At 69.9% G+C, this 17,263-nt stretch carries 5 protein-coding genes; all 5 read right to left on the bottom strand.

Annotated features, from left to right (window positions below):
- Positions 1–3: 3 nt before the first annotated feature.
- From JRI60_RS28340 to JRI60_RS28320, 5 genes are read right to left on the bottom strand one after another with little or no spacing between them, the layout of a single operon-like run.
- Positions 4–6,954: a hypothetical protein gene (locus JRI60_RS28340; protein WP_204219007.1), complete on the bottom strand. Its 6,951-nt coding sequence runs from the start codon at positions 6,952–6,954 to the stop codon at positions 4–6.
- 29 nt (positions 6,955–6,983) lie between these two features.
- A complete protein-coding gene (locus JRI60_RS28335; protein WP_204219006.1) occupies positions 6,984–8,762 on the bottom strand; it encodes a Kelch repeat-containing protein in 1,779 nt (592 codons plus the stop codon).
- Between the two features lie 18 nt (positions 8,763–8,780).
- Positions 8,781–10,733, bottom strand: a complete 1,953-nt coding sequence (locus JRI60_RS28330) for an AAA family ATPase (RefSeq protein ID WP_204219005.1) — start codon at positions 10,731–10,733, stop codon at positions 8,781–8,783.
- A gap of 35 nt (positions 10,734–10,768) precedes the next feature.
- On the bottom strand, positions 10,769–12,565 hold the full coding sequence (locus JRI60_RS28325; RefSeq protein WP_204219004.1) for a hypothetical protein: 1,797 nt from the start codon (positions 12,563–12,565) through the stop codon (positions 10,769–10,771).
- 9 nt (positions 12,566–12,574) lie between these two features.
- Entirely contained in the window at positions 12,575–17,254 is a 4,680-nt protein-coding gene (locus JRI60_RS28320) for a hypothetical protein (RefSeq protein ID WP_204219003.1), read from the bottom strand.
- Positions 17,255–17,263: the final 9 nt, after the last annotated feature.

Below are 17,263 nucleotides of genomic sequence, written 5' to 3'. Positions count from 1 at the left end.
CTGTTACTTTCGTGCCAACCAGCGGAAGTCCCCTCTACTGTCGAAGTACGCAATGAAGATGCTGCCGCTGATGTTGTTGGTTTTCATGTTGTCGCGGGCACTTCTCGCTGCTCGCTCATTCTCGAAGACGTAGATGAGCCCGTGGTAGGTGCCTGACTTCGTCGAGATGGTACCGTTCTCCACTCTGGCCGAGTAGGCGGCAGCCTGCTCGGAATCGTAGCTGCTCCCTGCCTTGTCCTCTATCAGGTACTTCCAACCCGGGCTCCCAGGGGGACCGCCTCGCTGGTCTTCCGAGATGTGCACGACACCGTCGGCCTGTCTGCCGTCCGGGAACACGGCGGACTCCTTGATGGCCTGGAGGCCGGGAATCATCGAAGACCGCGGCTCACCCGTGGCCGGGTCGGTACCAAGACCCATCAGCGCCTCGCGGTACTCGCGGAAGAGCGTGCCCGCCGTCGCATTGTCGGGGACCAGCCGCCTCCGGGTGATGTTATCGGTCGCATCCCGTTCATGGACCACGAACTCCCGGAGGACAGCCATCGGGTTGTCTTGCTGGCGCACGAACTGGAGCATCTCGCGGCGTAGCCGGCGCACGAAGTTGCCGTAGGCGTTCTCGGTATAGCCGGGGGTCAGGTCGCCGAGGACCCGCTGCACGCCCTCCTTTGATAGACCCATCCGACGCATCACCGCGACCCAATCCCGGAGCTGGCCCGCTTCGCCCTCCGAGAACAGGCGTGGCGTACCGGCCGCTTCGGGAATGCCCGCGTTGATGACGTCTTCCAACGGCTGGAAGCTCTTGCGCTCGGTCGGGTTTGTGCTGTCACGCTGGGCCGCCGCGTTCTGGCGATCGGCCAGCGTCGGGCGCTGCGATTCGCGCGCCTGGACCTCATACCGCCTCTGGCCTTCCACTTCGACCTCGACCAGCGTCCACTTCTGGTTCTCTCCCGGTCTCGGAGCGCCGGGGCGCTGGACCGGAAGCCACTCGTCACCCGTGCGCCTCCAGTACCAGTTCTGACCTTCTTCGGACGGGTAGTGGGCGGGAATGGGCTTTTCGGCCGCGACGTAGCCACGGCCGGGCTCGATCTCCATGGACCGGACCACCTGCTCGAAATGGGCGAGCTGGTCCTGCAGCATGGCCATCTCGATGGCGATGTGCCGGCCCTCGGGGGTGTCGATGCCGCCCGCCCGTTGGAGCGCGGCCGCCCGCTCCTGGATGATGCGCGGGAGCTTCTCTACCTCGAGCCGGGCCTCGAACGCCGTCGTGCCGGGGCCCGCCCTCTCGCCATGCAGGCCGAACCAGGTGCCGAGCCGGTCCTTGAGCCGCAGGACGCGCCCGCTCGCGCCCTCCAGCCGGCGCATCGCCCGGGCCGTGTCGGCATGCATCGTGATGTCGATGGCGCGCGCGTTCGGTCCGATCTCCATCCAGGTGCCGACGATGAGCCCATCGTGCTCGATGTAGTGGACCTGGACGGTCTCTCCCGTGAGCTTGGGGTTCACCTCGATGGGGACGCGGTTGCGCAGGTCGCGCGGCAGCGCCTCGGCGGGGTTCTTCGTCCTTCCGTGCGTGCCGGGCTCCACCCGCTCGGCCAGATGCGAGACCAGCTCCCGGACGGAGGCGGGGTCGGCGCCCGCCCGCATGACGACGTGCGCCTGCCCGTCGCGCACCACGATGGCCGCGTGCCCGTCCGGCGACATCGTCACGTCACCCGAGGCGCGTAGCCGCTGGAACTCGACGGGCCCGAGTACCGTGACGGGGACATCCGAGACGTCCGGGTGCCCCCCGGCGCGCAGGCTGTCGGACACCTCGCCCTGTACGCTCTCGCGGTAGGTGCGCGCCTGCTCGTAGTCGGCCAGGGCCCGCGCGTGCTCGCGCGCGACGGTGGCGTCGAAGTCCGCCTCGGTGCGGCCCGGGTGCATCTCCAGGTATTCGCGCAGGTGCGCCTGCCGCTGCTCGCCGGTGAGCCGCTCGGGTGGCATCGGGTGGGTGTCGACGCCCAGCCCCGGCCCTCGGATGAAGCCCCACACGTGGCCCGCCGAGGCGTGCGCCCCGCTCATGGCGAGCCCCATGACCGCGCCATGGAGGACCTGCTCCGTACTGGAGCCCAGGATGTTGAGGAGCGGGTTGCCGCCCTCCCAGTTGCGGCTCTCGAGCGCGCTGCCCACCACCGCGCTGGGAACCGCCTGCACCACGTTCTCGACGGTTTGCGAGATGGCGTGGGCGGCCAGTCGGCTGTACCAGCTCGCCTCCTGCGCGGCCATCCGCTCGAGGAACTCGATGGCGTGCACCGACTGGGTGAGCCGCCCCACGTTCCCCAGCCGCGACATCTGACGGACCGTGAAGTCGCGCATCCGGGCGAGGATCTGGCGCTGGGCCTGCTGCGCCACCTGCCGCTCGGCCACGCTGGTGGCGACCTGGCGGATGCCCAGCAACCGGTTGCCCATCCCGGCCGTGAGCGCGGCCACCACCGCGTCGACGACGCCGACCGCCATGTCCGTGTACATCTGCTCGCGGCCGTAGGCCCGCCCCATGAAGAGGGCCCGCGTCCCCATGGAGGTGGCCGTGGAGGCCAGCGAGGCGATGATGGCCAGCGCCACCGCCGCCGACGCTCCTCCCGTGAAGATGGCGCCCACCGCCCCCACGACGACCGCCACGGCGATGGACGCGGCGTTCGCGATGGACTCCGTGACGGACGCCACGGCCTCCCGATGATCCCGCGCCGCCTGCTGGACGACCTCCGCGTGCACGCGCGTCTCACCGATGGCGGCGAGCATCCGGTCCGGATCCTCGCGCAACCGCGGATCCCTCAGCCGCTCGCGCTGATCGCGCAGCTGTTGGAGGCGGTGCTCCATCGTCGCGCGCTCGGGCCCGGCCACCCACCCGGTGAGCACGCCGGAGTCGCGCTGCATCTCGACACGCAGGGCCTCCTGGGCAACGAGCTCGTCCAGCGTCTGGGGCCGCCCGCGCAGTGCCACCTGCACGTCCACCGAGTGCTCGCCACTGGCGGCCGAGAGCGCCGCCTCGTCGAAGCTCCGCCCGCGATGGTTCGCTTCCCAGCGCTCCCGCACACGTTGCAACTCGTCCGGAGGCAGGTTCTGGAGCGATTGCAGGATGCGATCGCCCTCTCCGGCGCGCTCGGCGAAGTCGAACTGCTGGTAGGCGTCCAGGTAGCCGCCCTGCCGCAACCGCGTCAGGGCCTCGTCGCGCCGGTCGCCGCCGAACCCGAGGATCTGGTTCTGGACGTTCTCGCGAACCACCTGTTCGACCGTCTCGCCGTACCGTTGCTGGTACCCGGCGGTCATCGCCGTCATGTACCCGCTGGCGCGGCGGCGGGCGAGCTCGGTGATCTCCCCTTCAATCCGCTGTTCCACGAGCTGCTGCTCGCGGAAGTAGGTGTTCTCGTCCCAGGGCGGCCGTGCGCTGGCGGCGCGCGCGCGCAGGTCGCGCTGGAGATCCTCGCGCCGCCGGGCCAGAGCCGCCACCTCGGGCGATACCGCATGAGCGCGGTCCCGCGAGGCCGCGGAGGGATCCTGCAGGGCCCGTCTCTCCGCCTCGAGATCCCGACGGGTGTCCTCGAGTGCCCGGGTGTACTGGGACTCGATCGTTTGATTGATCTGCGTATCGCTGGACTGGAACAGCGACTCGCGCTCGATGCGGATGCGAGCGGCGTCGGCCGCGGACTGGTTGGCCTCCGAGAGGGCCACGAGCAGGTCGCGCTCGCCGCCGAAGGTGGTGCGCTCGATGCTCTGCTGGAGGGAGCCGCGAGGAATCTGCTGGTAGCTGCCGTCGGGCTGCGGGACGAGCACGGGCTCGTTCGCGTAGCGGGCGTCGTACTCCCGCGTGACCTCCCGGGTCCGGCGCGACATCTCCTCCTGCATCCGCGCGGTGGTCCACCCCTCGCGCTGGGCCTGCTGCTGCACGTCCTGGGAGATCTGCTGGTAGACGGCCTCCGCGTCCTGGCGCCGGCTCGAGCCGCCGAAGTACAGCGCCTGGTCGAGCGCGATGGCGTCGGCGCGGGCGACGTTGAGCTCGAAGAGCGCCGTGGCCCGTTCCGCGTCGTGGGTCGTCGAGGTGGTCCAGTCGCCCAGATCCTCGAGCACGTCCGTGCGCAGATCCTGGTGGTAGCGCTCGCGATAGATGCGCTCCACCGCGTCCCGCTGCTCGCGCGTGAGCCCGCGCAGGGCCCGGAAGATGGCGGCCTCGTCCGTGCCGAGGCTCGTGCCCAGGAACTGCTCCTGTGTGGCGGAGAAGAGCTGCGCCGCGAGCGCCTCCTCCTGCCGGCCGGACAGCAGCGCCTGTGCCCGGTCGAACTCCCCTTCGTGGAGCTCCGAGCGCAGATCGTCGTCGAGCTCGTCGCCGAATGTATCCTTGTAGTACTTGCGCAGCGCGAGCGCCTGGAACTCGTTGAGACCACCGAGCTGCTCCATGGCGGCCTCGGTCTCGTTCATGCCGAAGATGCCGCCGTGGAGCGCACGGTTGATGGCGTTGCCACGCTCGCGAACGCGGCTCGGGTTGAGCGGCCCGCGCTGGTTGCCGATCGTCTCGAGCTGGTCGACCGAGCACCTCTCGAGGACGAGGGCCCGGAGCCGCTGCTCCAGCTCACCGCGGCGGCTGGCGACCAGCCGCGCGCGGACCGCGGCCGCGACGATGGCGATGGGATCGACGGGACGGCTCCGGTCCCGGTGGAAGAAGGCCCGGACGACGGCCTCCTGCTCCCGCGTCAGGCGGTTGGCCTCGAGTACCTGCTGCTCTGAAATCCCGTGCGCCTCGGCGTCCTGCAGCCGCGTGAGCAGGTCGAGCTGCTCGCCGACGAGCGCGGCGGTCTCCTGGTTGCGCAGCTCCTCCCAGGCCTGGGCGTTGGCGCGGGCCTGATCGGACCAGTCCGTCCAGCTCTCGAACAGGCGCGTGAAGAAGCCGCGGGTCTCCCCCGTCTGGGTGGCGGCCCAATCGCGGATCTCCTCCCGGGCCTGTTCGGCGGCCTGGTCGAGGCCCTCGGTGAACGACTGGGACTCGCGCTGGATGGCCGTGCGGAAGTCACCGAAGGTACGCACCACCTCGTCACGGCGCTCGCGGCCCCAGTTCTCGCTGGTCTGGATGAGCGCCTGGAGCTGCTCGGGGGTCTGGTCCGCGGGAGGCGCCTCCCGCAGCTGGAAGACGTCGCGCTGGGTGACGGCCTCGTACGCGCTCGTGTATTCGAGCTCCCGAGGGGCGAGCTCCGCCTCGCGCGTCTCCCGGGCCTGGCGGTAGCGCGCGGTCTGCCGGGCGGCCGTGCGGTTGACGTTGGACAGGAGGCGATCTCGCTTCACCCGGACGAGGTCCTCGGGGGTACCACCCGCGAGGCTCGCCTGGACGGCGTCGGCCTGTGCGTCGAGGCGTTGCCGCTCGGTGGCGACGGTGCTGGACAGCTCCTGGCCCGCGGAGGAGAGGGCCTGGGTCTGATCGGCCACGCACTGGTTCACGTCCGATGACGCTTGCTGGGTCTGCGCCGCGAGCTGCTCACGCCGCAGGAGGACGGCCTCGTCGAGCTGCTGGCCCGCCACGCCCGCCTCGGTGGCGATCGTGCCAAGCTGCGCGCCGAGGCTCTGCTCGAGCTCGGGAAGCATCTCGGCCTCGCCGAGCGACTCCTGTCCCCGGGGCGGCTCTCCCCCCATGAGCGCCAACCGGACGTCGCGGAGCATGTCGCGCGCCGTCGTGGGCACGTCCGCCATCAAGCTGGCGAACACCTCGATGGCCTGGGTGCGCGCCTGTCCGGCCAGGGGCTGCGGCTGGGGCGGCACCGGCTGCTGGAGGGTGATGGGGGGGCCGGCCTGTGGCTCCACCTCCTGCCGTTGCAGGAGCCCCTCGCGGATCGAGAGCAGTTGCATGCGCGCCTCGTCGCGCGGATCGCTCACCGGAGGTCCCGCATCGAGGGCGCCGCGGACCTGCTCGAGCCTCTCGGCGGAGAGGGGACGCTGGCCGAGGCGGGGCGTGTTCCCTCGCGGGCTGCTCTGGAGCGCGGGGAGCGTCTGGTTCGACAGGAGCCGGTTCGAGGCCTGCTCGATCAGGAAGGTGGCGTGGGGGACGGGCTCCTCCGGGGTCGCGGCCGGAATGGCGGGCACGTCCGTGGGGAGGCGTGGCACCTGCTGCTGGGCCGAGGCGGGCACGCGCGCACGCACCACGTGAACCCGATCGACGCTCTGTTCCCCCTCGCGCTGGACCCGCGCGACGCCCGGTCCGCCGCCGACGTGGGGGTTGGGGATGGCCTCCACGCGCCGGCTCACCTGGGTCCGGAATTGCGCGAGGGCCTGGTCCGGCTCGGGTGGAGGCGAGTCCTGGGCCATCGTGAGCTCGGTCCCCGCGCCTTCGTCCGTCACCGCCTCGGCTTCGGTGGCCTCGCTCTCCACTCCGGCCGTGGCATCGGAAGGCGCGCCCTCGGGTGCGAGTCCCTCCGTTCCAGGGGCCTCCAGGCCCGGTTCCAGGGACTCGCCCGTGGGGGCCTCCGGTGCGGCGAGGTTCGCTCCCGTTGCCGCCTGAGGCGGGAGTGCCTCGGGGGTTGGAGCCGGCTGGGCTTCGACCTCGGAGGAAGTCGGGCCAGCACTGTCGCTGCTGCTCGGGCCTTCCGTGCCGCTCGCGAGCGCCTCGTCCGATTCGGGCTCCGATTCCTCCTCGGGTGCCAGTTCCTCCGCGGGTGTCAGTTCCTCGAACGGGAGGGGAGCCGGTGCGGTGGGCGTGGGAACGGAGCCCCGCAGGAACAGAGGGACGGTGGACTCCCGAGGCTGACCGCCCAGGAAGAGCGGGACGGTGGACTCCCGAGGCTGGCCACCCAGGAAGAGCGGCAGGGCGCTGGTGGGTCCCATCGTCCCGGTCTCGGGCGTCGAAGCCACTTCACGCTGGGCGGCTTCGGCACGACGCTTGAGGAGCTCCTGGAGCTCCTCGGGCTCGGCTTTCCGCTTCCTCGGTTCGAACGTCCGTGACATGGCTCGACGCCTTCCGGTGAGCGGTGGCTCTACGAACAGCATCCCCCACGATGCGGTTCCTGCCTCCTGATGAGCGGGTGGTAATAGAACTCGTACGTTCCCTTGCCGATGTTGCTCGAACCCCCCACGATCAACAACCGGCCATCCGTCAGCAGGGCCACGTCGTGGAACTCGCGATCCGCGCCCATGGGAACGGTGGTGCTCCATGTCTGGGTTTCGGGATCGTACAGCTCGACACTGTTGCGGATACCCCCCAGGTCGCTGCCCGCGTGGTAGCCGCCGGTGACGAGCACGTGGCCGGAATCCAGCAGGGTGGCGGTGTGGTTGCAGCGCTGGAGCGCCAGACTGCCCGTGGCCTTCCAGACCTTGTCCTCGAGGTCGTACAGCTCGGCCGAGCCGTAAGAGGCGGTGGAGGTGGCGTTCTTGCCGCCGACGACCAGCACCTGTCCTGTCTTCAGCAGCGTGGCGGTGTGCGCGCGCCGGGCAGTGCTCATGCCGCCGGCGAGCGTCCAGGTCCCGTTCTTCGCGTCGTACAGCTCGACCGAGGCCAGATTGAAGGTTTGTCTGGTGGTGAGGTCGAAATTCTCGCCCCCGGTGACCAGCACGTTCCCATCTGGCAGCAGGGTGGCCGTATGCCAGCTCCGGGGGCTGTTCATGGCATGGGCGATGACCGTCCAGGTCTTGAGCTCCGGATCATACAGCTCGGCGGAGGCGTGCCTTTCGGAGGAGTCGCTCTGCGTCGCCTGACCTCCGATCACCAGGACCTTTCCACTCTCCAGCAACGTGGCCGTGTGCCCGACGCGGCCCACGCTCATGTCGGCGACGGCCGTCCAGTCATTGGTGGCCGGGTCGTACACCTCCGCGGTCTTGGGTTGGTCCTCGCCGCCCGTCACCAGGACATGGCCATTCGGCAACAACGTGGCCGTATGACGGCGGCGATTGGCGTTGGTGGACTTCGTGGACGTCCAGGTGTTCGTGCGAGGGTCGAACACGTCCGCCACCCGGTTGAATTCGCCCAGGACGAGTACCCTGCCATCCAGCAGCCGCACGGCGCGGGGCATGAGGTGAGCGCCATCGCGCAGCTTCGTCGGAACGTTGAGCATTCCCCTGCGCATCCGGAAGATGTGGCGGCCCTTGACGGCGCTGTTCGTGCTCGTGTTGGACAGCCCATCCGCGTGGGTATCGAGCAGCGCGCCGGGGATGTGGGAGCCGGGGAATTCGAAGAAGGTATTCTCTTTGCCCGTTCCCGCCGACAGGCCCGCCGCCGCGGTCCGCCCTCCCAGGCCTCCCGTTCCGCGAGTGGAGCCTCCGGACTCCCACTCCAGGCGGTCGTAATTCATGACGATGTCGAAATCGCCCAGCCCCGCATCACCCCGGTCCACCAGCAGGAGCTGGAAGCTGTTGAGCTTGTCGGTACGCTCCCGGTGGTAGCCGACGGAGATCCAGTTCACGCAGAGGGCCACGCGGCTCTCGAACATCACGGTGCCGTACCCGATGCGCCCCGAGTCCCTTGCCCGCGTATCCACGTCCGCCAGGAAGGGCGCGATGATGGGCGGCAGCCCGGACTTCACCTTCAGCCCGGCGGGGATGTACTTGTACAGGGGCTCCCCGAAGGTGACGTTGCCGTTCGTGTTGATGAAGAGGTGCGTGTAGAACTTCCCGAAGAAGTTGACGGGGAAGCCCACCTCTATAGGGCCGCTCGAGCCGTCATCGGTGGCGGGAATCACATGGGCATGGGCGTGCTCGCCCTCGATGATGGCGTCTGGCCTCGAGGTGGTACCGCCGGCATCCTGCAGGATCTCTGACATCCGTCTTCCCTCTCGTCTTCAGTTGCCGCCCGGGCGCAACTCCGTTGGAACGTGGCGCCCGAGCTTCCTGTATTCGCTCGCGAAGCCTCTCAAGAGATCGGCGTATTCGATGGGCCGTCCCTCCCCGCGTGCCAGCACCGCCGCGAGCAGTACGGCGTTGCGGATGTGTCCGCCGCTCAGCTCCGCCATGGCGGCCAGCCGGTTCAGGTCCTTGGGCGCCACCTGATGCCCCTCGCCCAGGTGCGACAGCCAGAGCGAGCGCCGCTCCTCCGGCCCCGGCATGGGGAACTCGATGATCGCGTCCAGGCGGCGCATGAAGGCCGGATCGAACCGGCCCTTGCTGTTGCTCGTCAGGATCGCCACCCCGTCGAAGGACTCGATGCGCTGGAGCAGGTAGTTGGTCTGCGCGTTGGCGAAGCGGTCGTTGGAGTCCCGGATGTCCGTGCGCCGGCCGAAGAGCGAGTCCGCCTCGTCGAACAGCAGCATCACCTCGGCGTGCTCGGCGCGCGCGAAGAGCTGGGCGAGGTTCTTCTCCGTCTCGCCGATGTACTTGCTCGTCACGCTGGCCAGATCCACCCGGTAGAGCGGCATGCCCAGCCGCGTGGCGAGCCAGCCCGCCGCCAGCGTCTTGCCCGTGCCGGAGGGGCCCACCAGCAGCGCCGTCACCCCGGTGCGGTAGCGCGTCGTGGCGGAGGCGCCGAGCCCCTCGGCCAGCCCGTCTCGCGAGCGGCAGCGCAGCAGCAGCGCCTCGAGCTCGGCGGCGATGGGCGGAGGGGCCACCAGGGCCTCGTCGCTGATGCGCTCGGGCAGGGCCTGGGCCAGCGAGCCCAGTCCGCCTCCCTCGTCCGACCACGCCGCGTCCAGTAGATCCCGCTCCTCTGGCCTGGACAGGCCCCGCACGGCGGCGTGACGCCGCGCCATGCGGCTCAGGTGGGCGATCCTCCCGGCGCGGTGGCGGTGGGCGCTGGCGAGGTGCTCGGCCAGCGCGGCATCGCCCAGCGACGTCTCCCAGAGGGTACGGCGCTCGTCCCGCCGGGGCATGGGCAGGGACCAGGAGAGCATGCTGCCCGCGGGCCATTCGAGGTTGCCCTCCGGTCCGCAGGTGAGCAGGACGGGGCCGTCGTAGAAGGGCAGCAGCGGCACCAGCTTGCGCTCGCCAGGGCCCAGGTCGAAGCAGAACACGGGCAGCAGCGAGCGCAGTTGGAGATAGGGACCGAGGGCGTCGAGCCGGTCGGTCTCGATGAAGAGGGGGCGGCGGCCCAGCGCGGCGGCCAGCGAGGCCGCCACGGTGCGGGTCTCGGCTGGCGAGGCGCCGCGCAGCAGCAGCGCGCTCCGTGGTTGGGTGGCGAGGGTGTCCGCGTGGCGGCGCACCTGCTCGAGGACGGAGGCCGGCAGGGGGACTTCGGGGTAGGGACCGAGCCCGAGCGTCGTCCCGGGCCACGCGCCATCCTGGCCTCGGAGGGCGAGGTAGAGGGGCAGGGGGAGCGCGAAGGACTGATCGGCGAGGGGTGCCTCCGTGCCGAGCCGGGAGAGGAGCCGGCTCTGGAAGGCGGCGCCATTGGAGAGGGCGTGCAGGGGGATGCTGCCCGGGGGCGCCGCCTCGGCGAGGGCCGAGGCGATGAGGCCCAGCATGGGCCGGGAGGTGCCGGTGGGAGACTGGATGTAGGCGAGGACGCGGCCCACCAGTTGCTCCTCCTCCACGGCCGCGGCGAGCGCCACGGCGAGCTGCTCCAGGAGGGTGAGGCCCAGCTCCCGGCCGAGCCGCACGAGGGGCACGTCCACGGGGGCGGGCTCCTCCAGGAGGACCCGTGCGCCCGCGAGCCAGTCGGAATGCCGGGTCTCCACCAGGGCTCGGGCCTGGCGCAGGACCTGGGTCTCGAGGTGGGTGTCATCGGCGGCAGTGGTCTGCCGCGCCAGGGCCGCCAGGGCCAGGTGGTTCAGGGTGAGGGGCGTCGAGAAAGGGGTGCCCATGTGAGTTCTCCGGCTTTCGAAGGTCATCGGTGCCCTCACGACTCCCCATGCAGGTAATGGAATCTCACCACCCGGCCGAGCCAGGGGACCCATCCGGGATCGACGTCGAGCCCCGCGCTTCGCACGCGGATGTCCGCCTGCTGGATGTCGAACAGGACATCGACATGGGTGCGCGTCGCCGTGATGCGTCCGGGACGGCGCACGAGCTCGTGGAGTCCGAGCCGTGCGTAGCGGCGGCACCACCGCCGTGCCGCTGTCCTCAGGCCCAGGAGCAGCAGTCCGAGGTCATCCTCCCCGCGCAGCGCGGGCGCGAGCGTGCGCTCCGGCGGAGGGTTCGCTCCTCCGGGTTCCACACCGTAGGTGACGGCGAGGGGGAGTCTGCCCGTTGCGTCGGTGAGCACGGTGCGCTCCAGGGGCCCTCCCTCGTGGAAGGCCAGGGGAGCATCCTCCCTCCTGATGGCCACCTGCGTGCGCAGGCGCTCGGGAAGGGCGAAGGGGCAGTGAACGGGTCTCGGGCCTCGGAGGTGGGTCTCGAGAATCACGCGCGAGGGGTCCGTCGCGGGAACGCCGAGCCGCTCGGCGATGAACGAGAGGAGCCGGTCCGTCAGGTCGAGCTCGAGCAGGGAGGGGTGCTCTTCGAGAAGCGTGGAGATGCCGAGCCGTTCGAGAACGGGCACCAGGAAGAGCAGCCCACCGGCCACCGTGGGAAGAGGGACCTCCGGCCACGGTGCGCGCGGTTGCGAGCCCGCCTCCATTCCCGGAGCCTCTGGGGCGGGGCGTTCGGGAGCCACGAGGGCGGAGCTGGCGGGAGGCTTCAATGTGGTGGGAGCGGGTCCTGGCTCGTGTCGTGGAGCGGAGGGCGCGGACCTGGAGTCCTCTTCAGGCGCGGCGACCCTGGTGGGTTGCTTGCTGTCGGCCGAGGGGACGCCGCCCTCGTGTCCGTTCCCTTCGGGAGGGAGCGCCTCGGTGGAGCCGCCGCGCGCAACGGGGGAGGAGGGCGGTGCTTCGTGTCCGTCCCGCCCCCGTGCCGTTCTGGCCGGCCCGGACACGAGCCCGGCGGCGAGGCGAGCCGCCCGCTCGACCAGCCGGACATCCGCGAGGCGCCCCCACCGTTCGAGCACGAGCGCCACGGCCGTGAGCCAGACCGAGCGCGCATCCTCCGCACCCCACGTCTCCACCCACCGGGCCACCGAGGCGCGCAGCGGGGCGGAGGGAAGCACTCGCGCCGTCTCTCCAGGCGCCGGCACCTCGGTCGGGAGGACCGGACCCGGCGGTCTACTCCCGAGGGACTGGAGGAGCACGGGACCCTCGTGCCACCGCAGGGCACCGAGCAGCAGGTCGAGGCCACCTTCCGCGTGCAGGGTCTCGACGAGCCGCATCGCGGCGGCCGGTCCGGCGCTCGTCCGGAGCGCGGTGGCGAGCACCAGGCGCAGGGACTCGTCCCGGGGCTGGGAGGGGTGGAAGCCCGGCACGGCGAGGGGCCAGAACCAGCCCGTCACGGGCGCTCCGCGCACCAGCCGCCGCGCGAGCGCGACGGTGGGCTCCGCGTCATCCCGGAAGAAGACGGCGTCGCGATGCGCGGCCGAGTCCTCCCCGGCATACACGGCGGATATGGCCAGCTCGCGCACCCGCTGCTCCAGGCTGAGCGCGAGGCTCGCCGGTGGCAGGTGGCCTTGGATGACTCCGACCCGGAGGGAGCGGATGAGGAGCACCCGGCCGGGTCCGCCGTCGGGGAACGAGGCGGTGCGCAGGGCATCCTCGAGCAGCAGGGCGCCGCGGCGCACGAGGGCGTCGCTCCTGGCCGCCAGACGGACGGTGCCCACGCGCCTCATCGTTCCCCCTTACCAGTTGTAGCCCATGAGGGGCATGAGGGCGCTGGCACCGCGGGCGGGATCGGCGAAGCGCGCCGAGGCCTTCTCCTGAAGGTGCACCGTCTCCGATGACGCCGACAGCACGCGCGCGCGCACCACGTTGGAGGCCAGGTCCTCCACCACCGCCTGCACCGTGTGGTCTCCGGAGCGGATCACCACCTGCATGCCGATGCGGACGCGCGCCGGGTCCACGGCCAGCTCGATGGTGCCGCCCACCTTGGCCACGGTGGGTTTGGTCACGTGGCCGGAGAGCAGCTCGTTGACGGGCGCATGGCTGGCCAGCAGCAGGCACACGCGCACCAGGTCGTTGATGAGCGCCACGGCCTCGGACTCGGTGGGCACCACGCGCTGGAAGAGCCAGTCCACCAGCATCTGCATCTCCCGCCGGTCGGTGACCTCGATCTTCTCCCAGAGCGGGAGCCGCGAGAGGTCGCGCAGGTTGACGGGGATGTCGTACTGGCTCATCTGCTCGGCCCACTCCAGGCGGATGACGGGCAGCACCTCGCCGAAGCGCTGGTAGAGGCCGGTGGCCACCCGGGAGATGTGCTCCAGCTCCGTCGCCGCGTTGCGACTCACGTCCGAGCGGCCATGCGCCGTGTCCATGATGTCCCCCAGGGACAGCTGCGCGCGGGCCGTCTGCTGCAGCTCGAGCCAGGTCCGGGTCTCGACGACGGGAGGCTGGTAGTAGACGAAGGTGCTCCGCTGGCGGGCGATGAGATCCTCGCGGGCCGACAGCAGCCGGGAGAGCCCCAGGGCGAGGCTCGTGGTGGCCCGGCCGGAGACGATGGGCAGGGGGATGGGGAGCCGTTGGACGGCGCGCACCTGCGCCCGGACGAAGGTGCGGTGGATGAGCTCGATGCGGTCGAGCCCGCGCAGCAGTTGGGCGGAGATGGCGAACCACTTGAGGGGCGAGTCGCGCACGAGCTCGAGGTAGGCGAGCAACTCTGGAGGCGCGGCCGCGGTGCTGGCGAGCACCTCGGGGAGGATGTCCTCGACGATGCCCGTGTCGAGCAGGCGGGAGGGAGCCTCGCGGGTGAGCTCGCGCTCGCGCGGGCGCTGGAAGACGAGGAAGGGGACGTGCTGGTCGTACACCTGCTGGCGGCGCTGGTTGATGGTGTTGACGCGCACCTCTTCCTCGTCGCGCAGGGCACGTGCGACGGTGACATCCTGGCGGCCCTCGGCCACCTCGCTGTCCACGGCCTTGAGGCGCGTGTCGAGCTCGGACCACACGCGCTCGATCTGGCCGAGGGTCGCCTTGTAGTTGTTCACGGAGCTCATGCGCTGCTCGATGCGGCGCCTCACGGCCCTGAGCAGGGTGAGCATGTCCTCCATGTGCCGGACCGAGGTGGAGAAGTAGTCGAACTCCGTCCACCTCAACCGCGAGGAGGTGAGCGCGCGCCGGATGTTCTCCGGCTCCTCGTCCAGCCGGCGGAGGAGATCCGTGAGCGAGGACTGGCTGTACACCAGATCGCTGACGCGGATGTTCTCGCGATCGACCACCTTCGTATCGGTGTATCTCGAGCCGGGCCACCATCGCCAGCCGGGGAGGAGTCTGACCATCCTCGGGTATTTGTTGAAGTTGATCTTCGAGATCCCCGTGACGAGCAGGCCCGTCACGTCGAGCCCGAACTCCTTCTCCTTCACGGTCCTCCTCACCAGTTGGACGAGCCCCGCGATCAGATCCCGCCGGATCGTGGTGGCCTGTTCCAGTGCCTCCATGGCGTCCGACAGGCGGATGAGCGCCAGGTTCGAGCGCGGGTGGAACTGCGTGAGGTAGCTGTCGAGGGTGGTCCGAGCCACCAGCGGGCTGTCCACCAGGGTGCTTCCCAGGGTCGCGGAGACGGCGAGCCGGCTGGCCTCCGTGCTGCTGGTGAGCATGAGCTGGCGCACGTGCTGGAGCTCCTGAGCCAGCCGGGTGGTTCCCTGGTCGATGAAGTTCACCACTTCCTGGTAGAGGCTCGAGACGCTCTTGATGAGCCCCCTGAGGCCCTTCGTCCTCAAGGTCTCCTTGGTGCTGTCGGCGAACTTCTTGACGTGCTGCAGACCGCTGTTGGATGCCAGGAAGACATCGAGCGGGTTGGTGCCGTCGAGCAGGACGGCGAAAGGCTGGTCGACGATGAAGTAGTTGCCGTAGGTGACCTTCGAGACGAGCCACTGCCGCGACACGACCTCGGAGGGCTGCCAGCGGCTGCCGTCGAAGCGGCGGTACATGAGGAGGGGCTCGGTCCCGGTGTACTTGCTGGGACTGCTCCACCAGAAGGCGTGAACCTGCTTGTCGCCCTTCGATACGGCGACGATCGCCTCACCGCTCGTCTGACTCACCTTCTCCTGCGTGATCGACCATGTGTTCGCTTCGAATTTCCCGTGCTGGATCTGTCTCCCAGCGCTGGTCTGGGCCTCGTTGTCCCCCATCACGAGGACGTCGATCCGCCCGGTCGTGGTGTCGGAGATGCATGCCGACAGGTGTTTGCCGGTGAGGTTCTTGGTCTCGAGCACCTGGAAGGTCGAACCCACCGCGGGAGTCAATGTGGGGCTGTCATTCACGTGTTGGGCGGAGAGGTGGTGGAGCCAGGTCTCGCTCGTCGAGCTGCTCACGCGTCCCAGATAGAGCAGCTCGATGCGCCCGTTGCTCGGGCTGAGGGCCACGAGCTTCGTCACATCCCGTACGGTGGAGATACTCAGGGTCTGAATCGTGACCGAGGGCGTGGGTTCGTTGCCGATCCAGGTGACCTTCTGGATCATGTTGTTCCCGGCCACGAACACATCGATCTGCCGGGGTCCCCAGGCCACGGCGGAGAAGTGCTTGAGCTGCCGATAGGAGAACGCCAGCTTGGCGGCAGGGGTCCTTTGCCAGGCCGATTGAGCGTCCTTGCGGTACATGAAGCTCACATGGGTATCGGCTTGCTTGAAGATGTCCCATGCGAGGATGACGATCACCGGTTCCTGACCGAGCCAGATCAGGCTGAAGTCCACCTGGGAGCTCGGGTAGGAGATGGGCTCGGGGTTGGCGAACTTGCCCGTGGCCTTGGAATAGCGCCGCAGGACCAGCTCGGAAGTCCCATAGGACCAGTATTTGCGCGTGAGGATCCCGAACTGGGTCTGGTCTGGAGAGGCCGCGGTGGACACCCTGTAGGTGTCCCATCCCAGTGAGGCCTGCTCCGACCAGGCGCCATACAGCCACAAGGTCCGGTCGAGCAGGGGGACCGTCTGTCCCTCCGTCTCGTAGGAGCCCTCGGGTGGGATGGGATCCTCGTCGCTCATCTGCTCCCCATCGACCTTGTCGGGATCCGAACCCGGGTAGGCGGGGTACTGGTACGAGTTCTGGCCGTCGAGCGCCTTCAGCAGCACGTTCGCCTTCGCGCGCAGATCCTCCCGCCGCTTCAGCCACTTGCCGAGCCCCTCGAGCGCATCGGTGATCGCCTTGTCGAAGGAGCTGTCGACGGATTCCCTGTACAGCAGGCGGGGATCGAAGTGCGCCTCGGGGACGGGGACGAGCACCCGCACGCGCTCCTCTTTCTGGGTGTCCAGCGGCGCGAGCGAGGCGCTGGCGAACGCCACCGCGTCGAGCTGCTCCAGGGGAACGGGTGCCGCATCCAGGACGAAGGGCCCGGGAAAGAATCCGGGCGTCCACTGGAGCGGGTTGAGGGCGTGCTTGGGCAGGGTGCCCACCGGCGGCAGGAAGGCGAAGGACTTGAGGGCGGTGCCGTTGGTGAGCTCCAGGGGCGAGAAGGTGGCGAGGTGCTCGGAGAACTGCTGGATGCGGGACTGCCAGAGCAGGGGCGTTCCGCGCTTCTCGAGGAGCGGGGTCCGGCTCCGGGGCGCTCCACCAGCGCGCACCACGGCGGCCCGGTCCACGAAGAGGGGCCTGGCGGGAGAGCCGACGTGGCCGGGAGGATCGAAGCCGATCAGCGCGATGGGAACGCCGAGCTTCTCCCAGGGGGCGCACGCCCCATGCGCACGCAGGCGCTCGCACTCGAAGACCGTCCAGGCCAGGCGGTTGCGCCACTGGAGCTCCTGCTCGGGCTCGGGCATGGGCCATTTGCAGGGCCAGGCGAAGAGCACCGGAACACAGCCATCCACCAGCCGGTGGTCCGCGAGGGAGCGGAGCTCCGGGTCGAACTCGGCCGGGTTCAGGTCGTCGGGAGGTGCGTCCCTCTTCGACACCACGGGAACCAGCACGAGCACGGCGGCTCGCAGGCCGACGTGCGTGGTGCTCGCGTTCGCGTAGGCCAGCACGCCGAGGTCGAACCCCGAGGACTCCGGGACGTCCTCCGCCCAGAAGGCCGGCACCTGGTCCACGCGGACGAGGAGCGTCCGGGGAATGAGCACGTCCTCACCCGTGCGGGTCAGCCCCATACCGGGGCTGATCTGGAAGCAGGGAATGAGCGGCTGCTCGGGCTCGTCGGGCTTCTCGAACTTCAGGTGGACCTCGAGGCCGGCCACGACGCCGGGGGCCACGAGTTGTCCGCGCAGGGCGAGGCGGCCGGAGCGCTCGCGTTGCTCGGTGGCCAGGGACTCGGCGGAGAGGGCGCGGCCCGTGTAGAGGTGGGGGCGGCGGCGCCAGCCCTCGGTCACGAAGGGCTGGAGCGGCGGCTCCACCTGGAGGAGGTGCTCTCCGAGGAGCGAACCCGTCAGTGGTTTCGTACTCATGGGCTACCT

The organism is Archangium violaceum (assembly GCF_016887565.1).
Taxonomy (GTDB): Bacteria; Myxococcota; Myxococcia; order Myxococcales; family Myxococcaceae; genus Archangium; species Archangium violaceum_B.
Note: the sequence above shows the minus strand (reverse complement) of the source record. Positions and strands in the feature narration are given on the sequence as shown.